Genomic DNA, 23,411 nt, shown 5'->3' on the forward strand with positions numbered 1-23,411 from the left:
TCCTAATCTATTGTGAAAGCCTTAATGGAAGAAGGGCATACATTGCCGCCGCCCTTACCAGATGATCGACAGGACATTGATCGTCTGGACTGTGTGCGAAGATCTCATTTGCTGGGCCAAATCCAATTGTTGGGATCGAGAAAACACCGGCGGTTGCGATTCCATTAGTTGAGAATGTCCACTTGTCAATGAAAGGCTCCTCACCGAAGACTTCTCTGTAGGTGTTTACGGTCTTTAGAACTATTTCGCTGTCCTCTTCCATTACCCACGTTGGGAAGTACTTCTCGACGGGATAAACGGTTCCCGTATAGGAAGGCCTTTCATAGAAGAGTTCGACAATTTCCGCCTCTTCTCCGGCCATTTGAATGACCTCTTGCAGCTCTCTGATAACCGTCTCTTTTGTCTCTCCGGCTGTAAGCCTCCTGTCGAGCTGAATAGTGCACTCGTCGGCAACGGCGTTCTGCGAAGGGGATTTGAAGAATATCTGTGTTACCGCTATCGTTCCCTTTCCCAGGAAGAAATCGTCCGTGAGCCTTTCATTTAATCTCTCGATTTCTGCAATGATTCGGCTCATCTTGTAGATTGCGTTAATCCCGCGCTCGGGAGCACTCGCGTGACAGGAGAGTCCCGAGGTTCTCACTTGCAGCTCCATTCTTCCCCTGTGCCCCCTGTATATGTTCAAGTTTGTCGGTTCGGTAATGACGACATAATCCGGTCTTATGCCGTCTTCCTTGATTATGTATCTCCAGCAGAGACCGTCGCAGTCCTCTTCCATTACCGTCCCTGTAACGTAGAGAGTGAAGTCTCCCAGAAGCCCCTCTTCTTTCATTATCCTGGCTCCATAGACCATTGCCGCCATTCCGGCTTTCTGATCGGAAGCTCCCCTTCCGTAGATTACTCCGTCAGAGACCACTCCTCCGAAGGGATCTACTTTCCAGAGCTTCTCGTTTCCAACCTCGACGGTATCGATGTGGGCGTCCATTGCAATCACTCTCTTGCCGGATCCGATTCTGCCCAGAATATTCCCCAGTCCATCTATCCTAACTTCATCGAATCCAACCTTCTCCATCTCTTTTCGAATTCTCTGGACCACTTCTCTTTCGCCGGCGGAGAAACTCTTTATACTTACAAGGTCTCCAAGAAATTTGGTTAGTTCCTCGCGGTATGTCTCAGCCTTGGTAAGAAGATCTCTCGACACTTTTGTCACTCCCATGCATTCGTATTTTCTTCATTATAACTTCTTGCATATTGTAAGAAAAGCAACACAAGAACCGGCTAACGCTTTAGTAATAGTATAGCTCGACTCGTTCCGGTTCTCAAAGGGCAGTGGGCAAGTACGAGGGCATACAGGTAAGGGAGTCTTGGGATGAAGCGCTTTGATGTGCTCGGAAGATATAATCATCTTGGGGGTGATTGTATGAAAACTCTCGACGTGAAGAATCTGACCAGTAAGATCGGAAAGTTCGATCTCGGGCCTATCGATCTCTCTGTGGAAAAAGGGGAGATTGTAGGTCTTATAGGACCTTCAGGCTGCGGCAAAACGCTATTATTAAGAACTATTGCCGGACTCCAAGAGCCGCTCTCTGGAAAAGTGGCGATTAACGAGGAAGATGTGACCTTTCTGGAACCGCATCTACGGGGACTCGCATTTGTGTTTCAAGATAACGCTTTGTTTCCTCATATGGATACCCACGATAACATTGCATTTCCACTCTCGGTGATGAAGGACAGGGAGGCCGATGCCAAGGTCAGTAAAAGGGCAGGAGAGCTTGATGGCCTGTCTCACTACCTTGACCATTGGCCGAAGGAACTCCCGGCAGGAATGAAGAAGCTTACCGCATTTGCGAGAGAGACGGTGAAGAAGTTCAATATTATAATGCTGGATGAACCGTTCGAGAGACTCGACAAAAAGATTAGAACTGAGCTGAGGCTGATGATCAAGAGACTACTGATGGCGTTAGGAGAGTCCGTTCTTATAGTGTTGAACGACCCGGAAGATGCAATGGCCATTACAGATAGAGTTTACATTATGGATCTCGGAACCATAGTGCGACAAGGTTCTCCGACGGAGATCTATGATGAACCGGATTCTCTCTTTGTCATGGAGCTCTTCTCTGTCATGGGAATCAACAGAGTTGGTGGAAGAGCATTTAGACCTCAGGACGTCCAAGTGGACGGCGAGGGTGAGGAGTTCACTCCAGAACATTGCGGACCCTACGATTCGAAGCGAATCATCTGCAACGGGAAGTTAGAAGGAGAAGACGTCACTTTGATGCTGCCAATTGAGTGCAGGGACATGGACTCGATCTTCATTAGAATCACCAGGTTTTTCGATCTGTAATCTGCCGTCGCATCTTTGCCTTTGTTAAGTGTGATTTGAGCCAATTATCGGCAAAATGATGTATAATAAATAATGGTGATGTGTAAAACGTTTTTATGAGAGGCCTTTCTCAAAGAGAAAGGCTTTTCTATCGCTTCGAAAGCAGCTCAATAAGCCTATCGGGATAATCGGTAATGATCCCGTCAACGCCAAGATCAATCAATCTTTCCATCTCCTGGGGATCATTGACAGTCCAGGGAACAATCTTTAAACCGGATTGATGAGCGCTCTCCACCCAGCCGTCAGTCATCAACGAGTAACTGGGTGAAATTACACTGCAGCCGATGCTGACCAGCATTCTTCCGATGTCGAATCCGAAGTTTCTCAATCTCAGACCGGCAGTCCAGATCGGCTTGTCCAGATTAGTTTGCGACACAAGAGCGACAGTATGAACTGAGGGTTCAAGCTCCTTCGAAATCTTGAGCGCCTCCCAGTTGAAGGACTGTATTGTTGCTAGCTCCTCAAAGCCTTTTTCAGAAAGTATTTCCAGGACTTTCCGAACATGTTCTGTCAGGTCGATTGTGTCTGAAGGCCTATCGGGGAAATGTTTGATCTCAATGTTCACCTTAACCGATTTTTCGTGTGAACTGTTATATTCATGAACCAGAGAAAGCACTTCTTCCAGCGATGGAACTCGCTGTCCATCCAGCTGGGTCTGCTCTGGCCAGACTTCCGGTTCGCTAAGCCTTCCAATGTCGAACTCTTTGAGCTCTTCGTAAGTAAGATCCTTTATGAGAATCTTCTCTAGTATGAATTGCCCGTCTTTTCTTGTCCGCTGTGGATTGAGATACGCTTCATGATTGATCACCACGACACCGTCCTTGGTGACTACCGTGTCAAGCTCTATGGTGTCAACAGGCAGTTTCAGAGCGTAGGTGAAGGCGGCTATAGTATTCTCGGGCATGAGACCCCTGCAGCCGCGGTGGCCCTGCACATCGAACTCTGCGTTCGCGTAAAGCGCCGTTGAAATAGAAAGAAGAACGATAATTGCCATAGATTTCAGGATAACTCTCATAATCACACTCCATTCAGTCTTTTTGAATTGCAGGTTGTATAATTTTCACCAGTTGCGCGGAGGAGATTGCGTTGAATCTGAGTATTTTCTTCTTTGAAGTTCTAATTTATGCGAGTCTGGCGACTAAGAATCTGCTTGGTCAATATTTCGACATCTCGGGTTTTTCCTCAACCGAAATCGGGATACTGATGGCGGTACTGCCTGTCGTCTCGCTAGTTTCCAGTCCTCTGTGGTTCAAAATCAGCTCTAGACTGGGTCAGAATAGAATCTATTATATCGTATCTCTTTCTTCAGCCGTATGCATCTGGCCCATATTTGCAGCAAGCGATTTCATGACATCCTTGCTCTTCATGATCCTCTTCTCTCTCTTCTTTTCGGGAGTCGTTCCACTCGGTGATTCGATAATAATGACGATTATCAAGAAAACTGGGGGCCGTTTTGATCGCGTGAGGCTTTTTGGCACGATGGGGTTTGCAGCTACCTCTCTGTTGTTAAGCAGTCTCGTCGGGATTAGTTTCTTCTGGTTATTTGCTGCCACATCCGTTGTTCTCGCCTTTTCACCGATATTTCTAGAGAAAAAGCCCGGCGAATCGAGAACAGCAGCCCCGGAAAACTCTACCGGTGCAGGTTCCCTTCTTCAATTTTCTATGATGACTATCGGAATGTTTTTTGGAATAACGTTGAACTCCTTCCATAATTCTTTCATTGCGGTCTTCACAAGGCAGAACGGCATGGATCCCTCGGTCGTTGGGATTGTCTTCGCAATTACCGCTCTTTCAGAGATTCCCTTCCTGTTGGTTGCCGACAGGATAATCGAGAAAATTGGCAGTATGAAGATCCTGCTATTCGGCATGGCAGTAATTGGGGTCAGGATGATTCTTGTCTCCTTTGCGACAAACGTTTACGCGCTCTATTTGGTGGAATCGTTGCACGGTTTGACATATATTCTAATGTATTACTCCCTTTTTCACTTCATCCATTATGGACTTTCCGGCAGGCGACAGATTTTCGCTCAAAGTGTCTTCTGGATTGTAAGGTCGGGACTAACATTCATCGTGGGGTCAATCGGAGGCGGAATAATTATCGATACATTCTCAGTTTTCATTGCCTTCAGGCTCTTTGGATTTGTCGGGCTCTTATCCGCAATCATTATGACGGTCGTTTACTTTGCGGTTCGAAGATCGGAACCGGATTCAGGATGAAACCTATCGGAACCGGGAAATGCGAACTCTCTCTCCGAATAGTATTTCATTGCTTCAAGTGGCAGTCGGAAACAACCACTGGAGTGAATAACGGTTCAGTCTTTCAAAAGAGTTTGTGAGCGATGCTTTTTTTCGAAGAACGAGAACGAAGCGATATACGGGGCTTGGCGTGCAATATCCGATTCTGTTAGCTTCTCAGGGAGGTTTTTGAGGGGATCTCTTCGTGCTATAATTATTTCTGTTCTGCAGTTTTCAATTTCTGAAAAAGGGAGGGTTCTGTATGAAAAAGCTACTTGTACTGCTTCTTCTGTGCCTGTCTGTCTTTGCTTTTGGAAAGACCACTATCAACTTCTGGCACGCTATGAGCGGTAGCAGATTGGGTGCAGTCGATGCAATTGTAAAGGGTTTTAACGCAGAAAATCCCGACATTGAGGTAGTTGCTCAGTTCACCGGCTCGTATGCCGAGACTCTTACCAAGGCTATAGCTTCTTATCGAGCGGGAGATCAACCTCACATTGTTCAGGTTTATGAGGTCGGTCTTCAGACGATGCTGGACAGCAACGCTATCAAACCGGTTTTTGAGCTTTCCGGTCCCGATTTTGATTGGGGAGACGTGATTGGCCCTATTCTTGATTATTACACAGTAGGCGACCAGCTCTATTCAATGCCTTTTAACTCTTCAAGCGCCATTCTCTATTACAACAAGGATATTTTCAGGGCAGCCGGACTTGATCCCAACAAACCCCCTTCGACTTTTGATGAATTATACGAGATGGGAAAAACAATCGTAGAATCGGGGGCGGCACAGGGCGGAGTTTCCTTTGGCTGGCCCGCGTGGGTCTTTGAGCAGATGCACTCGGTACATGGCCAGTTCTACGCGAACAATGAGAACGGTAGAGCCGCCAAAGCAACAGAGGTTTTCTTTAATAAGGATTTCGGTGTCAAGGTCCTTGCGGAATGGATAAAGTGGGCTCAGGCGAAAGTCTTCATGTACGGTGGCAGGGAGTACGATGCCAACCAGGCTTTCCTGACCAAGCAGGTTGCCATGTTGATTCAGTCGACATCATCGGTAAGTTCTATAGAGTCAAAGGCCGATTTCGAAATGGGAACAACCTTCCTGCCGGCCATGCCCGGGTATCCGAAGGGGAACTCTGTCATTGGCGGAGCAACTCTGTGGGTAATGAAGGGCCATACCGACGAAGAATATGAGGCGATCTGGAAATTCTTCCAGTACCTTATGAGGACTGAAATTACTGCCGAGTGGCACAAGTCGACGGGCTATTTCCCAACCACCAATAGCGCAGTCAAGAAACTCATGGACGAAGGTTGGTTTGCCGAAAATCCAAATCACCTGACGGCCTTCCTTCAGATTCTTTCGGGAACGAGAATTCCTGAGGCTCAGGGAGTGAGACTCGGTAATTTTGTCACCATCAGGGATATCGTTGACGGGGCTATTGAAAACGCAATTCAGTACACCGGAAAGGATTTCGAAGCAGAAGCAAAGAGAATTCTCGACGATGCTGCAAAGAAGGCAAACACGACACTTGAAGAATACACATTGATGTACGGTAAGTAATTCTCTTTTCGATCCCCTGACTTCAAGTCAGGGGATCTCAATTCTTTTCGGACGGTGATAAGGCATGCATAATCGTTTTCCAAATAAGTTTCTGCCGTATCTGTTGCTTCTGCCTTCAGTAGTTGTAGTGATTGTCTTCCTTATCGTTCCAACTATTCAGTCGCTTTATCTGAGCTTCTTCAGGGTTTCCCCTTTCGGTGACAGGCTGATATTCGTGGGTTGGTATAATTTCTCCAAACTCTTCACATCTTCAGATTATATCAACAGCCTTGTAATCACGCTTATTTTTGCGGTTTTCGTCGTACTGATCGGTCTGACTGTGGGAATGCTGCTTTCGGTACTTCTAAACCAGAAGCTGAAGGGGCTTCAAGTATATCGAACTCTTTTCATCTGGACTTATGCAATTTCACCGGCCATTGCAGGTACGATCTGGGCACTGATGTTCAGCCCTTCGAGCGGGCCGATCACGTTTTTGCTGAAGGCGATCTTTGGAGCTAACGTTAACTGGATGATGGATGGAAAGGTTGCCCTCGTTGCAGTAATCATAGCGGCTTCGTGGAAAATGCTCGGTTACAATATTATCTTTTTCTTGTCAGGACTCCAAACGATTCCTCAAGAACTGATGGAGGCTTCTGCTATAGATGGTGCATCCAGCGTTCGGAGATTCTTCAAGATCACATTTCCGCTGTTGTCGCCGACCACTTTCTTTCTGCTGATAATGAACATGCTGTACGCTTTCTTTCAGGTCTTCGGGCTGATCGACATAATGACCAAGGGCGGCCCGGGCGATGCAACTCAAGTCCTGGTTTACAAGTTGTACAGGGATGGATTTATAAATCTTGATACCGGCTTCGCATCAGCTCAATCAATAGTACTTTTCGTTTTTGTAGCCATTTTGACGGTCCTGCAGTTCAGATTTGCCGAGCAAAGGGTCTTCTATGGATGACGGTGGGGTGGACTAGATGAAGCAGAGAAAATCATCGATCTTTCTGAGCTATCTTTTTCTGACAATAGCGCTCATAGTGATAATGTTTCCGATTTACTACGCCTTCACGATGAGCACCTTCAACGAGAAGGAAGCCTACTCATTCCCTCCTAAGTTCATCCCAAGCATTCACGCATTCGATAACTATGCGACGGCCTGGAAGACGGTCAATATGGGAAGATTGATCTTCAACAGTGCATTCATTTCGATTATTGTGGCACTTTCAAAGATATTTCTTTCGATGCTCGCTGCATTTGCTTTTACCTATTTCGGCGATTTCAAAGGAAAGTATTTCTTTTTTGCGGTTATATTGATAACCCATATGCTGCCGCTTCCGATCAGAATCGTACCGACTTATGAGCTGATGAGAACTTTTGGCTGGGTGAACACATATAGAGCTCTCACGATACCGTTTTTTGCAAGCGCGACCGGAACTCTGCTTTTCAGACAGCTATTCATGACCGTTCCACCTTCGCTTTCCGACGCTGCGAGGATCGATGGAGCAGGACCCATGAGATTTCTATTCAGTGTGTTGATCCCGCTTTCAAAGACCAACGTCGGGGCGTTGTTCCTGATTGAATTCACTTATATGTGGAACGAATACCTGTGGCCTATGATTGTTACCAACAGCAACAATATGAGGGTGGTTCAGATAGGAATAAAGATGCTTCTTGCAAGTGAAGCTCAAGCGGCCGAATGGAATATCATTATGGCTGGAGCCATAATCGCCATGATCCCCCCGCTAATCATGCTGCTGATTTTCCAGAGAACCATCATGGAAGGATTCAGTCTGAAAGAAGAGAAGTAGACCTGTCAGATAAGTAGTCTATTATCTGTTTATGGAATTTTCTTTGGCTTTCAAAATTACTTTGCTACTGTAAGTGTCGCCCGAGATTACATCTACCTCGACAGATTGATTCTCTATTACTGAGGCGGTAATTGCCTCTGCCGGTTTTCCTCTGCCATGATTGTTTCTCACGATTTCAATCTATTTGATTTCGTGTCCGGAGACCACAACGCTTACTGTCGCTCCTACTATCCCTGCCTCAAAACTTCCTTCATAGTCTCCATCAGGTAATTGAGAGAGATTGAGCGGAGCGAATTCGAGTGTGTCTAGCTCTTTCAGTCCGGCCTTGAGTTTTGGAACAACAAATACAAACATAATTATTGCCAGGGCGGCTATGGCAATCCCGATCGGTACAAGTACTTTCATAAGGGTCCTTCTCTTCACTTTCTTTCCTCCTGAAATGTAGTATGACTGGATGTCTCCAGGAGCAGATTAGCCGACTAATCTTCAAAGTCTTTTGCAAATCTGTCAATATTACTCGGGATGAAGTGAGGCTGGGGCTTACCCTTTGAGGCGGCTTTCAACATCATCTTTGAAAGGAATCCCAGTCTCTCGAGATTAAACTCACCTCCAAAAAAACCTTTCGCTTTGCATTTGTCCAGAAATTCCTTAGGGAAGTTCCGGGACAGGTGTTCGCTGAAGTTTTCTTCTCGAGCACCCATGCAAAGGAAGACGCCCTGGCGCTTTTCCTTTAGTGTTTTGAGATTTTTCTGTACGAACTCGGAAATCTCTTTCTGTACTTTGCCGATTCTGATGAATGTTCCGACGATAACTGCATCATATCCAGATAAGTCCGGCGAAGAGACTTTCTTGATGTTGATGACGGTGCTTTCGCCGGCGAGCATATCAGAGAGTTTTTGCGAGCAGTTTTCGGCTGTTCCGCTTCTCGTTGCATAGATTATTGCGGTTTTCATGCAGCACCTCCTCTTATTATTACCGATCAGATTATGCAGATGTTTTCGGTTTACATCAGAAATATTCTCAATTGTGGTTGTGAAAATGATAACAGTGTTCTGTTTTTCTCTTTGAGAAAGCATTTTTCAGGTAGCCGCTCTTGAAGAATTCTGTCATTGTGTTATAATTCTATGCGTTGAAATCCCGCTTTGCCACAGAAGGCAAGGCCACAGACCAAGGGAGGAGGAAGTTAATGAATAGGATTTACGAAACGATGTTCATAGTCTCGCCAAAGCTTGATGAAGAAGAGCGTAACGCGATGGCTGAAAAGGTAAGAGACTACATTGTTGAACGGGTGGGAGGAACCATCGAAAAGTTCGACAGATGGGGTGTTAGAAAGCTCGCTTACAGAGTTGCAAAAGGCTTCAGTGAAGGTGACTACACGGTAATTCAGTTCAGGGCCGATCCCGAAACGGTAGACATTCTTGAGAGATTCTATGGTATTACACCCGATGTTTTCAGGTGGCAGACCTTCAGGAGAGAGGATCTTGAGAAGGCAGAAAAGAGGGCCTCGTTGAAACCGCCTGAAACCGTAGAAGAACCGGAGAGTGTTGAAGCGGTGGAAAGTGTTGAAGCAGCGGAGAGTGTTGAAACTTCAACCGAGCCCGTCGTAGAAGATGTTGCTTATGAAGCGGTCGACGCAGAAACTGAAACGGTTGAAGAAGTAAAGAAGACGGAGGAGTAAGAAATGTCTATTAGCTACAATCATGTTGTCCTGATAGGTAGACTGACTCGCGATCCTGAGATCAAGTTTGCTGCAAGTGGTACCCAGATAACGACATTCACTCTTGCGGTAGACAGGAACATTCCATCGTCCAACAATGACAACACTGATTTCATAAGGATTGTAACTTTCGGGAAGACGGCTGAGTTTGTTGGAAACTACATAACCAAAGGTAGACTGATACTTGTTGAGGGTTCACTGAGAATTAACAAGTGGAAGACCCAGGATGGGGAACCAAGGTCGAATGCGGAAGTCGCGGCTTCCAATATTCGATTCATGGAAACCAAAGCCCAGGCTCAACAGTCTTCCGGAGGTTTCGACAGACCGTCGCAGGATACCGATGTGATTGAAGCCACGGGAAACGATGACATTACTTTCTTTGGAAACGAGACAGAAGATTCCGGGAGCGACGATATCCCATTTTAATGCAGGAGGAAGATTATGGTAAGAGACAACAGAAGAAGAGGAAGAACCAGAAGAAAGTGTAGATTCTGCGGTACAAAGACGACATACATTGATTATAAGAATATTTCTTTGCTCCGCGATTATGTGACAGAGAAGGGCAAGATAATTCCAAAACGAATTACGGGAAACTGCGCGAAACATCAGAGGATGGTGAAGGAAGCGATTCAGAGGGCGAGATTCATGGCGCTGCTTCCTTATACTAAAGAGTGATAATCAATTCGGGAGGCGAAGATCCTCCTTTTTTAAAGGAGGTTTTCTATGAAGGTGATTCTTCTCAAAGACTTAAGTAATGTTGGAAAAGTCGGTGAAGTAAAGAATGTGTCGGACGGTTACGGTAGAAACTTCCTGATTCCTAAGGGTTTTGCGGTTGAAGCCAATGCAAAAGAGATGGCGAAACTTAAGCAGACGCAGAAACAGAAGAAAGAAAAGGAAGAAAGGATAAGGAAGGCGAGCGAGGAGCTGCTTCATGAGCTTCAAAAGCATCACTTTACAATAAAGGCAAAATCAGGTGTGAGTGGCAAGCTATTTGGAGCCGTAACCTCGGGTGATATTTCCAACCATATAAAGGCCGTAATAGGCGTTGATATCGACAAGAGAGAAATAGATCTAGAGGACCATATCAAACAGACTGGTGAATACAAAGTGGATGTCAAGCTTCCAGGCAATGTAAAGGGAAAGCTCGCTTTGAAAGTCGAAGGCCTGGAGGAAGAATAATTTGGAGTTTCAGATATTCTCGAAGGCGCTCTATTCTACATGGATTCTATATAGACCCGAAAGGGTACTCTTCGATGTAGGAGAGGGTATATCGACTGTTCTTGGAAACAGTGTATATGGTATAAAGGAAATCTTTCTTACTCACGGGCACGTCGATCATATCTCGGGTCTTTGGGGTCTGATCAATACAAGAAATACAGCCATGGGAGACCGGAACAAGCAGTTGCAAATCAATTTTCCTTCGGGGAATCGAGCTATAGAAGCTTATTTGGATTTCATTATTGGAATGAATCCCAGGCTGAGATACAACATGATACTGAACCCGCTGAAAGTTGGGGATGAAGTATATCTAAGAACGGCTGGCAGTTTCAGAAGGCACGTCACCCCATTCAAAGTGAAGCACACTATCGGTGAAATCAGTTATGGTTATCACATCTATGAAGAAAGAAGGAAGTTGAAAGAGATCTACGGCGGTCTTTCTTCAAAGGAAATCGCCAGTGTTGTGAAGGAAAAAGGCAGAGAAGCTGTTACTGACACCTATCTTCAAAAAATCGTGACTGTTAGCGGCGACACATTTGCGCTCCCGCCGGAAGTCATTAGTAATTCGGAGACGCTCCTTCATGAGTGTACTTTTCTCGATGGGAAAGACAGAAGAAATCAGAACCATTCCAGTATAGACGAAGTCATCTATACAGTGAGGCAGAGCAGCGGGATAAAGAGATTGATATTGTATCATATATCTGGGCGATACACCTCGAAGATAAAAAAATGGCATAATATAATTAAGAAGGAGCTAGAAGGTACCGGAACTGAAGTTTTTCTTGTTCACCCGGAACATGTTTTCGAATTGTGAGGCTGTTCTGTGTACTCCGGGAGGAGGTAAAGAATGGGTTACATAGGCTGGATGATTTTTGGTGTTGTCTTACTCGTGGCAGAGATAATTACTCCTACGTTCTTCTTTCTGTGGTTTTCGATCGGTTCCTTTCTTGCTGGCCTTACGGCAATGTTTAATTTTAGCTTTGGCTGGCAGGTAATCGTATTTGCGCTAAGCAGCTCCTTGCTTGTGCTTCTTACCAGGCCAATTGCCAGGAGGCTTTCCAAGGGTGATTCGCCAAAAAAGATGTACATAGACGGTCTTGTAGGTGCAGAGGGACGTGTGACCGTGGAGATAAATCCACAGCTGGAAAAGGGATTGGTCAGGATAGAAGGAGAGGACTGGAGAGCGGCCTCGTTAAATGGCGAAACAATACCGGTTGATTCTTTGGTCAGGGTGATAAGACTTGAAGGCACTCTGATCTACGTCGAGAGAATAGCCGACAACAGTAAATAACGATAGAAAGGGGGATTAACAATGATTTTCTGGTTGATACTTGCAGTAGTACTCTTCATTATTGCAGCTTCAGGAATAAAGATCATTCGTCCTTTCGAAAAAGGACTTGTCGAGAGACTTGGAAAGTACAGAAGAGAAGCAGAACCTGGTCTTCAGTTCATAATTCCGTTTATTGAAAGGATGGTAAAGGTTGATCTCAGAGAGACAGTCATCGACGTGCCACCTCAAGAGGTCATAACTAAGGACAATGTCGTGGTAACTGTCGACGCTATCATCTACTACCAGATAACCGATGCATTCAGGGTCGTATACAACGTCGCTAATTTTGAGATCGCAGCTATCAAGCTGGCTCAGACAAACCTAAGAAACGTTATCGGTGAGATGGAGCTGGACCAGACACTTACCTCAAGAGAGCGAATAAACGTTACTCTGAGAGAGGTTCTTGACGAAGCCACGGACAAGTGGGGAGTCAAGGTAACTAGAGTTGAGATCAAGAAGATCGATCCGCCTCAAGACATAATGGATGCCATGTCCAAGCAGATGAAGGCCGAAAGAACCAAGAGAGCCGTCATTCTTGAAGCAGAGGGTTACAAACAGTCAGAGATAACCAAGGCCGAAGGCGACAAGATGTCGGCGATTCTTCAGGCCGAGGGTCAGAGCGAATCGATAAAGAGGGTGGCAGAAGCCAACAAGTTCAAACTGATAGCAGAGGCCGAAGGTCAGGCAATCGCGACAATCAATGTCTTCAAGGCAATTCATGAGGGAGATCCCACAAAGGACTTAATTGCTATCAGATATCTCGACGCCTTGAGGCAGATCGCTGACGGCAAAGCAAACAAGGTATTCTTACCATACGAGAGCAGTGCAATGCTTAGCTCACTGGGTACTATGGCAGAAATCTTCAAGGATGGAAAAGATAGTTCAAGTGTCAACGAGAAGGACAGCAAGAAGTGATCTGATTGTTGATTAGTGAGACTCTTCACGTCTTTTTCAGCGTCATAATTATTACTCTGTTGGCCACCGTGTTATCGGTGGCCTCAGTTTTTGCATTTCAGCGTCAAATCAGGAAGCCGGCTTTCTTCCTGCTGTTCATGAATGTTGCCTTCGCCAGTGGCGTAATATTCTTGGTCAATATTGTACTTGTACACAATGACAGGCTCTTGAATGTTGCTCTCTTCTTCATTGCGTATCTTTACGTATATGGATCACTGGGAAAACACACTTCCAGATATGATGACACCTTCAGAATGTTGTTTCTTTCGATGGGATATACTCGCCAGGAGTTCTTCAAGAACTATCTCATTTTGCAGGGAAGATGGAAGCTGGTCGACTGCGTCTTTACCTTTTCAGTTATCGCCACCGTAATAAGACTTGTGTCTGTTCATTTCAAGTACTTCTATCCTGGCGAGTGGTTGCAGATTATGCTTCTTTTCATGGTCATTTGCATGGTTGTGGGAATCAGCAGATGGTTCGGAGACAAATCTGTAAACAAGTTGTCAAAGGAAGAGTAATATACAGGTGTTATGATACCCCTAGTGGGTATACAGTTATTTAATCCTAGGGAGGGATAGTCATGGCGAAGTTATTGCCAGATAATGTAACAAAGCAAGTGAAGGAGATTTTCAGCAACATGGAAGGTTCGGTGAAAGCTCTTCTTTTCAAGAGTGAGAAAAACTGCGATTACTGTTCGACTGCAGAGCAAATGCTGCAGGAGCTCTCGGAACTAGAAGCAAAGATCGGCTATGAGGTTCATGAGTTGGATTCCGAAATGGCACACAAATACAGTGTTGAATTGGCTCCAAGCATAGTTCTTCTCACTCCCGACGGAGACGACAAGGGTGTAAGGTTCTTGGGAATTCCTGCCGGCCATGAATTTGGCTCGCTTCTGCAGGATATCGTCTCATTTTCCAAGGGAGCCATTCCCGAGTTGTCTGAAGAGTCTATAAAGAAGATTGAGAAGATTAATTCTCCAGTAGATATAAAGGTCTTTGTGACCACCACATGCCCTTACTGCCCGAAGGCGGTTCTTACAGCGCATAATATCGCGATGGTCAACAATAACGTGACGGCCTACATGGTCGAGGCAAACGAGTTCCGGGACCTGTCAAAGAAGTACGGTGTCTCATCCGTTCCGCAGATCGTTATCAATGACAAAGTGACGTTTGTCGGCGCTTATCCCGAAGGACAGTTTGTTGATCAAGTAATGAAGGCTGTTTGAGGAGGCGTGAAATGTCGTTCTTCGAACTTGGGAGCGCGAAGAAATCAGATCTGAAAGAGTATTACGATGTCACAATTATTGGAGGCGGTCCAGGGGGAATTACAGCTGGAATATACGCTGTCCAGGCCGGTCTCAATCCAATAATAGTTGAGAAAGCTCTTGATGGCGGTCAAATGAACAATACCCAATCTGTTGAAAACTGGACGGGGTTCACAAGCATCAGAGGAATGGAACTGAGCGAGAAGATGGCCGACCATGCGAGAGCCTTTGATGTTCCCTTCACATATGCGGAGGTTGTAGACATCGAAACCAATGGACTCGAGAAAGCAGTGGTGCTTGACAATGGAAAGAAAATAAAGTCCAGGGTAATAATAGTAGCCACAGGATCAGTTCTCAGAAAGCTCGGTGTAAAAGGTGAAGAGGAGTTCAAGGGCAGAGGGATCAGCTACTGTGCGACTTGTGACGGTCATTTCTTCTCCGATAAGCACATTGCGGTCATTGGCGGCGGAAACAGCGCTCTTGACGAGTCTCTCTATTTGAGCAAGATGGTGAGTAAAATAACAGTGATTCAAAATCTTCCGAAGCTAACCGCCGACAAACTCCTGCAGAGGAAACTGAACGAAACGGGCAAGGTCGAGTATATTTACAGTTCTGTTGTGGATTCGGTGGAAGGTGATTCACAAGTCAGGAAGGTAAACATAAGGAATGTCGATAGCGGCGAGATAACTTCGTTGGGGGTCGATGGAATCTTCGTGTTCATAGGTTTGATTCCGAACTCTCTGTTCTTGAAAGGAAAGGTGGAGCTCAACGAGTTCGGTTATGTCAAGACAAACGATTTCATGGAGACAAACAAGAAGGCCGTCTACGCAGTTGGAGATGTTAGAGAAAAAGAGGTTCGACAGATAGTTACGGCAGCGGCCGATGGAGCAATAGCGATTTATCACGCGGCAAGAAATCATTTCAATGACTGAATAGACGTAGATTCCTCAGTATAGAAGAAAAGAGCGCGTGGCGCTCTTTTCTTTATTTTATTTTTGCTTCGGGAACCGGTACTATCTCTATTGTCCCCTTTTCCATGTCTATTTCCACCCACTGACCTACGGGAAGTACGACCTTTGGGAAGTCCCCGTGGTAACTTGGCAAACCGATCCAGACAGGAATCTTTTTGTCCAGAAAATAGTCGTGTATGATCCTCTTTATGTCGTCCAGATCGCCATTCCTGATCTCCGTGAATCCCGCAAAAACAACACCTCTGAGAGATGAAAAGTCATCCAGATGCGCGATATTCCAAATCATTCTCTCAAGTGACTCTTTTGTCTCGCTTACATCCTCAAGCACCAGGATAGCGTCCTTCAGTGAGCCCAGATATTCAGTTCCTTGAAGGGCCTGGAACAATGAAAGATTGGCTGGAATTAGTCTGCCAATCATCTTTCCTTCGATTACCGGTATAGACTGATAATTGAAGCGAATCGTTCTTTCACCATTGAAAATTGCAGCGATGTTATGGACGGATTGGGTATCCGATCCAAGCTCAACGGCAACCATTGGACCGTGAAATGTTGTTTGACCGGTCTTGAAATAAATGGAGAGGAGCAAGGCCGTGATATCACTGTAACCCACCAAAGGCTTTGGATTAGAAGCAATCACCTCCCAATCAAGCCAATCAAGGAGATTGTAGGAACCATATCCCCCTCTTGCCGCAATAATCGCATCGTACTCTGGGTTCGCAAAAGCGTCGTTCAGCTCATTAGCCTTTTCTCTAGGAGAGAGCGACACTTCGCAGCTTCTGCCGACTATGACTCTGTATCCCACATTTCTCAAGGCGCTTACGCCGGCTTCAAGCTTTGATCTTTCGGGAAAGCTTGCCGGTGCTGTAACGAAAATCGTTCTGATCTCTCTAGAAATCAATACGGACGAAGTCAAAAACATGCAAACAAACAACATAAGTATCAACCATACCCTTCTCATGAGTTCCTCCAACTTGATCTGCTAAGTATAGTTTGCCATTCATGAGGGCTAAAATCAACATGCAACATGCGATTCTCGAAAAAAACATGCCTTTGACAAATGAGATCGAGATAAGATGAGAAAAAGCATTGTCGAGACGTTCGCTGCGCTCACGAGAAAGCGAGAGAAAAGCCAGTCACGTTCGGTGGCCAGTCAGGCTTCGCCTGGCCAGTCTTTGCTTCGCAAAGGCCAGTTCCGCTTCGCGGGGAAAGAGCCGCTTGGCTAGAAAACGCTCATCGCTGTACGCTGCTAAGAACCGCTGATCGCTGGAAGAGTCGCTTGCTAGGAAACGCTGGTCGCTGAACGCTGTGAAAAAACCGTCCTTCGTTGCCCGTCCAAGATCATGGTTCCGTCCTTCGCCAAGACCAAAGCCCAGATCCTGACCAGAACCATTGTTAGGATGACGTGAAGGGGTTGGCATCCCGTTGAGCCTGCCCCAAAGTGCCTCTGTTCGGGGGGTCTGCACGGGATCTCCTTCTTCTCGTCGTTTCTCTATTCTTGTGCACTCCTCGTTTCGTCTATGGACCGAGATCCTGACCAGGAGCATTGTCAGGATGACGTGAAGGGTCTGTCATCCCGTAGTGTTCCTGCACGGGATCTCATCTCTTCTGTCTTGCTCTCTCTCTTCTTCTCACACTCCTTAACCAAGAACGAAGAACCTGGACACGAAGCGTCGGAACAAAGAATTGCTCTTTCCAAGAACAGTTCCTAAGGCTCTTGCCAGACCCTAGACCCCACAACCCTAGACCCGGCTCATACGCTCTCTCTCTCTTTTCGGAGGACGGTGGACCGTTGACGGTTGACTTTGTTCTTAATGCCCTTGCTCTTCCAAGCGTTCAGCGTCTCTTGGCAAGCGACCAGCGGATCTTTGGACGGAGAACCTTGTCTAATGTGACTAGCCTGAGTTAGCAGATTGGCTACTTTTTGCCTTCTGCTTTGGCCTGTGAGAGGGCTTCCCCCTCTTCGGGCGAACAGCCGTTCGCCCCTACAAGAACAAGATGATTCTGAATGGGATGACAGATGAAGAAGATCGGCCTGCGTAGCAGACTGGCTTTGAGGATCTTTCCCCGCGAAGCGGGCCTTGCGTCCACTGATGCTCTTCAGTGCATTGCGTCCCGCCGCAGGCGGCATTCCGTCTAATGTTTTATTCTTCCTCGCGCAGCGAGCCTTACTTCCCCGGATGTTCTTCCCAGCATCACTTCTGCTCTTGCCAGACCCTAGACCCCATACCCCAGACCCGGTTCTCGGAGATCACGAAGGAAGCCCTCGTTGCATGAAAGCACTAGACAATTGCCGAGAGGTCTGTCAAGAACTCTGCTATTTCATCCGACATTGAGTCGAAAAACTGGGCTGGACTACAATCCGCGGAGACTTCACCGTTCTTCAAGAAGATTACACGATTGGCAATATGCTTTGCAAATTCAACTTCGTGCGTGACAATAATCATGGTCCTGCCTTCCGAGGAAAGCCGTCTGATTACCCTCATGACCTCACCGACGAGTGACGGATCGAGAGCAGAAGTAGGTTCGTCCAGGAGTACGATATCGGGATTCATGACTAGCGCTCTGGCAATGCCCACTCTCTGCTGTTGGCCTCCTGAAAGCTGCGATGGGTGATTGTTAAGCTTGTCGGCGAGCCCGACTTGACTCAACTGAACCTCGGCTGCCTTTCTGGCATCGGCCCAACTCATGTTTTTAACTTTGACAAGAGGCAGCGCAACATTGTCGATGATTTTGAGGTGGCTTATCAAATTGAATCTCTGAAATACGAATCCAACTCTTGACCTGAAGGCCCTTATTGAATGCTTCGTTCGCTGCACCTGACTACCCTTAAAGAATACCTCGCCCTTGTCGGGAGTGATTAGATTGTTGATACAGCGGAGGAGAGTTGTCTTTCCTGCACCGGAAGCGCCGAGTACGGCAATCACGTCTCCCTCCTTGACTTCAAAGGAGACATCCTTAAGAACCACCTGGGTATCAAAGGACTTGGTCAGGTTCGAGAGTTTGAGTATTACTTTTCTTTCCTTCATGGAATGGCGAGCTTCCTTTCAAGTATCCTTCCTACGAGAGATACAAGGGAGGTCATTACGAGATAACAGGCGGCCAATAATATATACGCTTCAAAGACCGCCAGAGTTTGAGTTCCAACCTGTCTCGCTTTCATTGTAAGATCGCCCAGTGCGATTACCGATACGAGAGAGCTGTCCTTTATCAGAGTGACCAGCTGACCGATAAGAGGCGGTATTGAGATTCTGAATGCCTGTGGAAATACGATCGAAAACATTATCTGGCTCTTGTAGAGGCCCATCGCTTCTCCGGCCTCCTTTTCCCCTGAAGGAACGGCGTCAATTCCGGCTCGAAAGATCTCGCCAACGTAGGCTCCCTCAAACAATGAGAGGGAGATCACGCCTGCCCAGAATCTATCGACGTTGACCGCCGAGCCAAAGCCGTAGTAAACAAGAAGGATGATGACCAGTAATGGCATGTTCCTAAAAAACCAGACGTAGAGCGTACCGGCATCGCGCAACAGGTTGACCTTCGAGTCTCTTGCGAGAGCTACGGCTATTCCAACAATCACTGCAAGAGCAAGAGCGATGACGCTTAGTTGAAGAGTAGTCACTATGCCGTCTAGAAAAAGCTTGTAATACTTCGTCAGGGTGCTCCAGTTAAAGGGGTAGACGGCCGATACAGATGAGTAGGAGAACCAGAGTAGACCGGCAACGATAATCCCCAAAGTAATCTTCGACATCGCTCTTGACATAATATCGTCCTTAGAACTCAGGCTCGTATTCTACGAACCAGTAGTCCTGGAGTTCTTCGAGTGTTCCCGTTGTCTTTATCCACTGAATGAAAGTGTTCATCCACTGAAGTGTCTCGAAATCGCCCTTTGGGATTGCCACACCGAAGTCCTCCCTGGTGAGGAGATCTTCAGTTACCTCAAGCTGATCGTATTTCTTGGCCATGAATCTCGCATAGATCGAGTCGAAGATCATTGCGTCGGCCCGTCCCGAAGCCACCTGGAAGGCTGCCTCGTCGATTGTCTCAAACATAAAGATCTGAGCTTCGGAGAGAAGTCTGTTCGCCGCTTCTGCACCGGTCGACCCAAGTTGTACAGCGATCTTGACATCTGGATCATTCAAATCTTCTTCGGTTGGTGGAAGTTCATACTTATTCGTGTTGTAGAGAATTATCTGACCCACCGTAAGGTACGGATCAGTAAAGTTGACTCTCAATGCCCTTTCCGGAGTAATAGTCATTGCCGACCAGATGATGTCGAATTTGTTCGACACGAGAGCGGGAATTATTCCGTCCCAGTTCACAACAACAAATTCCAGCTTCACATCGAGGATCTCAGCCATCTTTTTCAGAATATCGACTTCCAGCCCTATGCGGTCACCGTCGGGGTTTGTTCCGTAAAGGGGCATGTAACCTGCGTCCTGTCCGACTCTCAATACACCTCTCTGCTTGACTTCATCGATGAGACTTCCAAATGCCAGGGTCATACAGAGTAAAACCACAACCACCAGTAACTTCTTCATAGTACACCTCCAATAAAAAAAGACCGGGCTAAAAGCCCGGTCTGTTGAATTCTGAGAGAGCACGACTAAAGAGTGCCGCCTCCTGGAACCGGGCGCCGCAGTCTGTGATGATGAAGCTTGTTTGTTCTGATCGATGAACTGAAACTAATTCTCACAGAGATCACCTTCGTCGTGTTTTGATAAACGATCGTATCAGCACTGGATATCAAATGTCAAGTTACGTTTTGAGCAAAGGTGTTAAGAGACAATGAGGAGTCCTAGAGCATTCGCATAATCTCTTTTGTGATTAGTTGGGCCTTTTCCGGATTGATAACAATATCGACGGATCTCGCATCTATCTTGTAGACCGGCGAAAGATCGTACTCTTTTATCCAGCTGGAGTAAAGTCTGTCCAGCTGTTCCCAGTAGGCAATAGGGACCGCAGTTTCCATTTGTCTTCCCCTTCGTCTTATTCTCGCCAGAATAGTGTCAACATCGGCATCTATATAGACCAGGAGGTCCGGCTTCTTCAGATACTCGATCATCGAATCGAACATTGTAACATACGCCTTGAATTCCCTGTCGGACATCTTTCCGGTCTCGAAGAGGTTTCGAGCGAAGATCTCTTTGTCTTCGTAAATTGATCGATCAAAGACTGTATTTTCATTCTCCTCGGCACTCTTTAGCGAGCAGTACCTGTGATAGAGAAAGTAAGTCTGGAGATGATAGGACCAACGCTTCTGATCGTAGTAGAAGTCTTCAAGGAAAGGATTATCGGAAACCGACTCGAAGTGAATCTTATAGCCCAGTCCTTCCGCTATTGCACCTGCTATTGTAGATTTGCCGGCACCGACATTGCCGGCAAGGACTATTATCTTGCCCAATCCGCATCACTCCTGTAAATCTAGTTCTGAGACAATTCTAGCATTAGTTCGTTCTAAGGAAACTCTAAGGTTCCTCACGTCAAATAGAATATTATCTACTGGAGGAAGTGAGACCGTAAAAAACCGCTACCAGAAACTGCGATTGACAGCCAGATGATATTTCCTGTTCTTGTGTTGTATATAAGCGTTGGCCACTATCTCGCAGAAAAACATATAGCTGAACTGCCCGGGGCTGCAAGCCTTCATGCGGTCTGTCCATTCGGTGGTGTTGTAAAACATATAATCTGCTCACCGATGGCAGCTACATTCAGAGAATTCACCCTTCGAACCTCTTTGTCATGGGAGGATTATTGGCCTCGCTCATTCTGGCAGGGGCCTTTCTTGCTGGTGGATCTGTCCTCTGGGAGTGTGCAAGAGTGGGTTGGAAAGCTGGGGAAGAGGGTACTTAGATCACATTACAACAAAGTCTCCGTTTCTCTGGACAGGATACTGAAATTTGGTAAGTACTTGATGCTCCTCTTTGTGATAATACAGACAGCTAGAACGGCAACTCTGCTTTTCAGCAATTTTGATCCCTATTACAATCCTTTCAACATATGGACCGACGAAATCGCTATTACTGGCTATATTGCAGTCATCCTTACGCTCGGGGCTTCCTTCTTTGTTGAACAGCCTTTCTGTCGTTATGCCTGCCCCTTGGGCGCGATCACGGGTTTATTCAACTCCTTCAGCCTGATAAAAATTAGAAGAAGACCTTCCACCTGTATTGACTGTGGCCTGTGTGATATCGCCTGCCCGGTCGGCTTAGACGTTTCGAAAGTGACCGTTGTGAGAAGTCCAGCATGTAACAGATGTCTGAAGTGCGTTGTGCCGTTTGTCCAGTGGACGATAAAGGAACCCTCACTACAAGGACATTCTTCAGTAGAAAATCCGATACCCGGAGAAAGGAGATTCCAGCAAGGATCTTTATTCTCGTTGCAGCACTTGCCTTTCTGCTCCCGATAACGGTTTCTATCTTTGCTGGTGCTTTCGAAACGGAAAAAGCCAGAGTCTACGTTGTTCCCGAAGATATAAAGGGTTCAACAAGCCTTTCTGAAATCAGTTCGGTTGTTGAGGATTTCCATGCTTTTCTCGAACATTTCGGCATACCAAAGGATGAGCCCAAGACGTCGCAGTTGAAAGATTTGAAAACAAAACACAGTATTGAAATATCCGATATAAAAGAATATCTGTCGGAGGAGTAGTGGTTTCACTCATAAAGTCTATTTGTTGCGCCTTCTCCTGTTGTATAATTTGATAGAACTCCGGTTGAGTTCATACACTGAAGAGGAGGGATAGATATGAAGAAACTGTTGTTGATTGTAGTTGTGCTAGGTCTGGCTGTTGCGATGTTCTCTGAGCCGCTGATCGTCTGGCCAGATAAGTCTCATGGAAAACCACTAGTAGCGGGTCTGCATGCTCCCGTTTACGGAGAGGCAAAACTGGATGTCTTTGGAAATATCACCGGTTGGACCGGTCCGAATCTGGGGCTTGGATGGACTTGGAAGACATACTTTAGCCCGTTAGAACTTCAGAAGATCAACTTCTACTACGAAATCGGAACTAATATTGTGATATTGCCTTATATCGGGGCAGGATTTGATTATGCTTTAGTTCTTCAGAATAACCAGACGCTGCTTGTTGGAGCGGGTGTTTCGGCATCTCCATTAACCGTTCTGGGCTTTTTCTTCGAGTCATCTACGGCGATTCTATCGTCCGTCTTGAGTTCAGTAAGACTGAATGTCGCGGTAGTTTTTTGATTGTCAGCTATGTATAATTGACCCCGAAAGGGGTCATTGTCTTGAGCGAACTGGATAAGAGCGGGAGAGAGAGAGATCAGGCAGAGGAGAAACTGGACAGTGAAATCAAGTCTGTCCTTGCAAAGTACACTTTTGTTGCAGTTCTAGTACTTGCAGTGATACTGATGCTTATCTCTTCAAGAGGCAGGGTAGAGGAATTTGATCCGGAGAGAGTGTTTTCAACCATTGAGGAGACATCTTTTCTCTTCATAACTGAGAATCTTCTTCTAGAAGGCGAGAAGATGGAACTTCTGGAGATAGTCTCCATCGACTACAGAGAAATCGAGTGGGGAGTGTACTCTTATGAAGCGCTTGTGAAGTACCACTTGTCTGGAGCTGTCAGAAGCCTCTACACTATCTGGGATTACAGAGTTCGAGATGACAGCGTCGATCTTTCGAGATACTCGTTCGACGGAGAAGAGTGGCTGGAACCTTAACTGTTATCAGCCACGCTGCATGTCAAAAACTGCATTTGGTGAATGAAAACACGCGTAATGCATCATAATTAAATCTACTCAAGAGAGAGTTAATGCATCAAAATAGAATCTACTCGAAATCGAATTGAAGGGAATTAAGAACACCTCCCTTTGACTTAGATTTTAGTATTTGTATGTCAACCAATAATTCCTGAGAATGTGCTATATTACTCTTTAGTTTGTATAAGTCTAGGGCTTCGTGAACCTTGCGAAGCTCATCTTTTTTTGTACAGTCAATCCAGGGAGAGTTAAGCACTCTTTCATACGGAGTAGCGAACT

Annotated in this window: 28 protein-coding genes and 2 pseudogenes; 19 read left to right on the forward strand and 11 right to left on the reverse strand. The window is 46.1% G+C overall.

Going from position 1 to position 23,411, the window contains the following annotated elements:
• Positions 1–7 precede the first annotated feature (7 nt).
• A complete protein-coding gene (locus B3K42_RS11240) occupies positions 8–1,213 on the reverse strand; it encodes a YgeY family selenium metabolism-linked hydrolase (protein ID WP_349680973.1) in 1,206 nt (401 codons plus the stop codon).
• A 204-nt stretch (positions 1,214–1,417) separates the two neighbouring features.
• Between B3K42_RS11240 and B3K42_RS11245 the strand changes: the two genes are divergently transcribed.
• Positions 1,418–2,341: an ABC transporter ATP-binding protein gene (locus B3K42_RS11245; RefSeq protein WP_292598827.1), complete on the forward strand. Its 924-nt coding sequence runs from the start codon at positions 1,418–1,420 to the stop codon at positions 2,339–2,341.
• 127 nt (positions 2,342–2,468) lie between these two features.
• On the opposite strand, the gene B3K42_RS11250 is transcribed toward B3K42_RS11245, so the two are convergent.
• Positions 2,469–3,395 carry a glycerophosphodiester phosphodiesterase family protein gene (locus tag B3K42_RS11250; protein ID WP_292598829.1) on the reverse strand — a complete coding sequence of 309 codons (927 nt, stop codon included), beginning with the start codon at positions 3,393–3,395 and terminating at the stop codon, positions 2,469–2,471.
• Positions 3,396–3,466: 71 nt separating this feature from the next.
• Here B3K42_RS11250 and B3K42_RS11255 point away from each other — a divergent pair, with 71 nt between their 5' ends.
• The 4 genes from B3K42_RS11255 (at position 3,467) to B3K42_RS11270 (ending at position 7,966) form a co-directional block, all read left to right on the forward strand.
• The gene (locus B3K42_RS11255) at positions 3,467–4,597 is read left to right on the forward strand and encodes an MFS transporter (RefSeq protein ID WP_292598831.1); all 1,131 of its coding nucleotides are present in this window, start codon (positions 3,467–3,469) and stop codon (positions 4,595–4,597) included.
• 280 nt (positions 4,598–4,877) lie between these two features.
• Positions 4,878–6,173: an ABC transporter substrate-binding protein gene (locus B3K42_RS11260; RefSeq protein ID WP_292598833.1), complete on the forward strand. Its 1,296-nt coding sequence runs from the start codon at positions 4,878–4,880 to the stop codon at positions 6,171–6,173.
• 64 nt (positions 6,174–6,237) lie between these two features.
• On the forward strand, positions 6,238–7,119 hold the full coding sequence (locus tag B3K42_RS11265; protein WP_292598835.1) for a carbohydrate ABC transporter permease: 882 nt from the start codon (positions 6,238–6,240) through the stop codon (positions 7,117–7,119).
• 16 nt (positions 7,120–7,135) lie between these two features.
• Entirely contained in the window at positions 7,136–7,966 is an 831-nt protein-coding gene (locus B3K42_RS11270; RefSeq protein ID WP_292598837.1) for a carbohydrate ABC transporter permease, read from the forward strand.
• 180 nt (positions 7,967–8,146) lie between these two features.
• On the opposite strand, the gene B3K42_RS11275 is transcribed toward B3K42_RS11270, so the two are convergent.
• Positions 8,147–8,389, reverse strand: coding sequence for a hypothetical protein (locus B3K42_RS11275; RefSeq protein ID WP_292598839.1), 243 nt, complete (start codon positions 8,387–8,389; stop codon positions 8,147–8,149).
• A 56-nt stretch (positions 8,390–8,445) separates the two neighbouring features.
• The gene (locus B3K42_RS11280) at positions 8,446–8,919 is read right to left on the reverse strand and encodes a flavodoxin domain-containing protein (protein WP_292598841.1); all 474 of its coding nucleotides are present in this window, start codon (positions 8,917–8,919) and stop codon (positions 8,446–8,448) included.
• Between the two features lie 233 nt (positions 8,920–9,152).
• Between B3K42_RS11280 and rpsF the strand changes: the two genes are divergently transcribed.
• From rpsF to B3K42_RS11330, 10 genes are all read left to right on the forward strand, one after another.
• A complete protein-coding gene (gene rpsF, locus B3K42_RS11285) occupies positions 9,153–9,644 on the forward strand; it encodes a 30S ribosomal protein S6 (RefSeq protein WP_292598843.1) in 492 nt (163 codons plus the stop codon).
• A gap of 3 nt (positions 9,645–9,647) precedes the next feature.
• Positions 9,648–10,109 carry a single-stranded DNA-binding protein gene (locus B3K42_RS11290; RefSeq protein WP_292598845.1) on the forward strand — a complete coding sequence of 154 codons (462 nt, stop codon included), beginning with the start codon at positions 9,648–9,650 and terminating at the stop codon, positions 10,107–10,109.
• Positions 10,110–10,124: 15 nt separating this feature from the next.
• Positions 10,125–10,358: a 30S ribosomal protein S18 gene (rpsR, locus tag B3K42_RS11295; protein WP_292598847.1), complete on the forward strand. Its 234-nt coding sequence runs from the start codon at positions 10,125–10,127 to the stop codon at positions 10,356–10,358.
• A 48-nt stretch (positions 10,359–10,406) separates the two neighbouring features.
• Positions 10,407–10,862, forward strand: a complete 456-nt coding sequence (rplI, locus tag B3K42_RS11300; protein WP_292598849.1) for a 50S ribosomal protein L9 — start codon at positions 10,407–10,409, stop codon at positions 10,860–10,862.
• 1 nt (position 10,863) lies between these two features.
• Positions 10,864–11,715, forward strand: coding sequence for an MBL fold metallo-hydrolase (locus tag B3K42_RS11305; RefSeq protein WP_292598851.1), 852 nt, complete (start codon positions 10,864–10,866; stop codon positions 11,713–11,715).
• Positions 11,716–11,748: 33 nt separating this feature from the next.
• Positions 11,749–12,192: an NfeD family protein gene (locus tag B3K42_RS11310; protein WP_292598853.1), complete on the forward strand. Its 444-nt coding sequence runs from the start codon at positions 11,749–11,751 to the stop codon at positions 12,190–12,192.
• Positions 12,193–12,213: 21 nt separating this feature from the next.
• Entirely contained in the window at positions 12,214–13,146 is a 933-nt protein-coding gene (locus B3K42_RS11315; RefSeq protein WP_292598855.1) for an SPFH domain-containing protein, read from the forward strand.
• An 8-nt stretch (positions 13,147–13,154) separates the two neighbouring features.
• Entirely contained in the window at positions 13,155–13,703 is a 549-nt protein-coding gene (locus tag B3K42_RS11320; RefSeq protein ID WP_292598857.1) for a hypothetical protein, read from the forward strand.
• A 62-nt stretch (positions 13,704–13,765) separates the two neighbouring features.
• A complete protein-coding gene (pdo, locus tag B3K42_RS11325) occupies positions 13,766–14,410 on the forward strand; it encodes a protein disulfide oxidoreductase (protein WP_292598859.1) in 645 nt (214 codons plus the stop codon).
• A gap of 11 nt (positions 14,411–14,421) precedes the next feature.
• Positions 14,422–15,381, forward strand: a complete 960-nt coding sequence (locus B3K42_RS11330; RefSeq protein WP_292598861.1) for an NAD(P)/FAD-dependent oxidoreductase — start codon at positions 14,422–14,424, stop codon at positions 15,379–15,381.
• 52 nt (positions 15,382–15,433) lie between these two features.
• On the opposite strand, the gene B3K42_RS11335 is transcribed toward B3K42_RS11330, so the two are convergent.
• The 6 genes from B3K42_RS11335 to B3K42_RS11360 form a co-directional block, all read right to left on the reverse strand.
• Positions 15,434–16,378, reverse strand: a complete 945-nt coding sequence (locus tag B3K42_RS11335; RefSeq protein ID WP_110990288.1) for a S66 peptidase family protein — start codon at positions 16,376–16,378, stop codon at positions 15,434–15,436.
• Between the two features lie 175 nt (positions 16,379–16,553).
• Positions 16,554–16,883: a hypothetical protein gene (locus B3K42_RS11340; RefSeq protein ID WP_292598863.1), complete on the reverse strand. Its 330-nt coding sequence runs from the start codon at positions 16,881–16,883 to the stop codon at positions 16,554–16,556.
• Between the two features lie 816 nt (positions 16,884–17,699).
• Positions 17,700–18,446 carry an amino acid ABC transporter ATP-binding protein gene (locus B3K42_RS11345; protein ID WP_292598865.1) on the reverse strand — a complete coding sequence of 249 codons (747 nt, stop codon included), beginning with the start codon at positions 18,444–18,446 and terminating at the stop codon, positions 17,700–17,702.
• Complete coding sequence (locus B3K42_RS11350) at positions 18,443–19,177, reverse strand: amino acid ABC transporter permease (RefSeq protein WP_292598867.1); 735 nt, start codon at positions 19,175–19,177, stop codon at positions 18,443–18,445. The genes B3K42_RS11345 and B3K42_RS11350 overlap by 4 nt, the downstream gene beginning before the upstream one ends.
• A gap of 10 nt (positions 19,178–19,187) precedes the next feature.
• Complete coding sequence (locus tag B3K42_RS11355) at positions 19,188–19,955, reverse strand: transporter substrate-binding domain-containing protein (protein ID WP_292598869.1); 768 nt, start codon at positions 19,953–19,955, stop codon at positions 19,188–19,190.
• Positions 19,956–20,212: 257 nt separating this feature from the next.
• Positions 20,213–20,818, reverse strand: coding sequence for a deoxynucleoside kinase (locus tag B3K42_RS11360; protein WP_292598871.1), 606 nt, complete (start codon positions 20,816–20,818; stop codon positions 20,213–20,215).
• A 510-nt stretch (positions 20,819–21,328) separates the two neighbouring features.
• Here B3K42_RS11360 and B3K42_RS11365 point away from each other — a divergent pair.
• From B3K42_RS11365 to B3K42_RS11380, 4 genes and pseudogenes are all read left to right on the forward strand, one after another.
• A pseudogene (locus B3K42_RS11365) lies at positions 21,329–21,556 on the forward strand (4Fe-4S binding protein); the annotation flags it as partial.
• A gap of 113 nt (positions 21,557–21,669) precedes the next feature.
• The gene (locus B3K42_RS11370) at positions 21,670–22,062 is read left to right on the forward strand and encodes a hypothetical protein (protein ID WP_292598877.1); all 393 of its coding nucleotides are present in this window, start codon (positions 21,670–21,672) and stop codon (positions 22,060–22,062) included.
• Positions 22,063–22,158: 96 nt separating this feature from the next.
• A complete protein-coding gene (locus B3K42_RS11375; RefSeq protein ID WP_292598873.1) occupies positions 22,159–22,617 on the forward strand; it encodes a hypothetical protein in 459 nt (152 codons plus the stop codon).
• Positions 22,618–22,658: 41 nt separating this feature from the next.
• The gene (locus B3K42_RS11380) at positions 22,659–23,093 is read left to right on the forward strand and encodes a hypothetical protein (protein WP_292598875.1); all 435 of its coding nucleotides are present in this window, start codon (positions 22,659–22,661) and stop codon (positions 23,091–23,093) included.
• Positions 23,094–23,202: 109 nt separating this feature from the next.
• Here the strand turns inward: B3K42_RS11380 and B3K42_RS11385 are convergent.
• A pseudogene (locus tag B3K42_RS11385) lies at positions 23,203–23,411 on the reverse strand (ISNCY family transposase); the annotation flags it as partial.

Origin of the sequence: Mesotoga sp. UBA6090 (genome assembly GCF_002435945.1) — a bacterium.
Lineage (GTDB): Bacteria > Thermotogota > Thermotogae > Petrotogales > Kosmotogaceae > Mesotoga.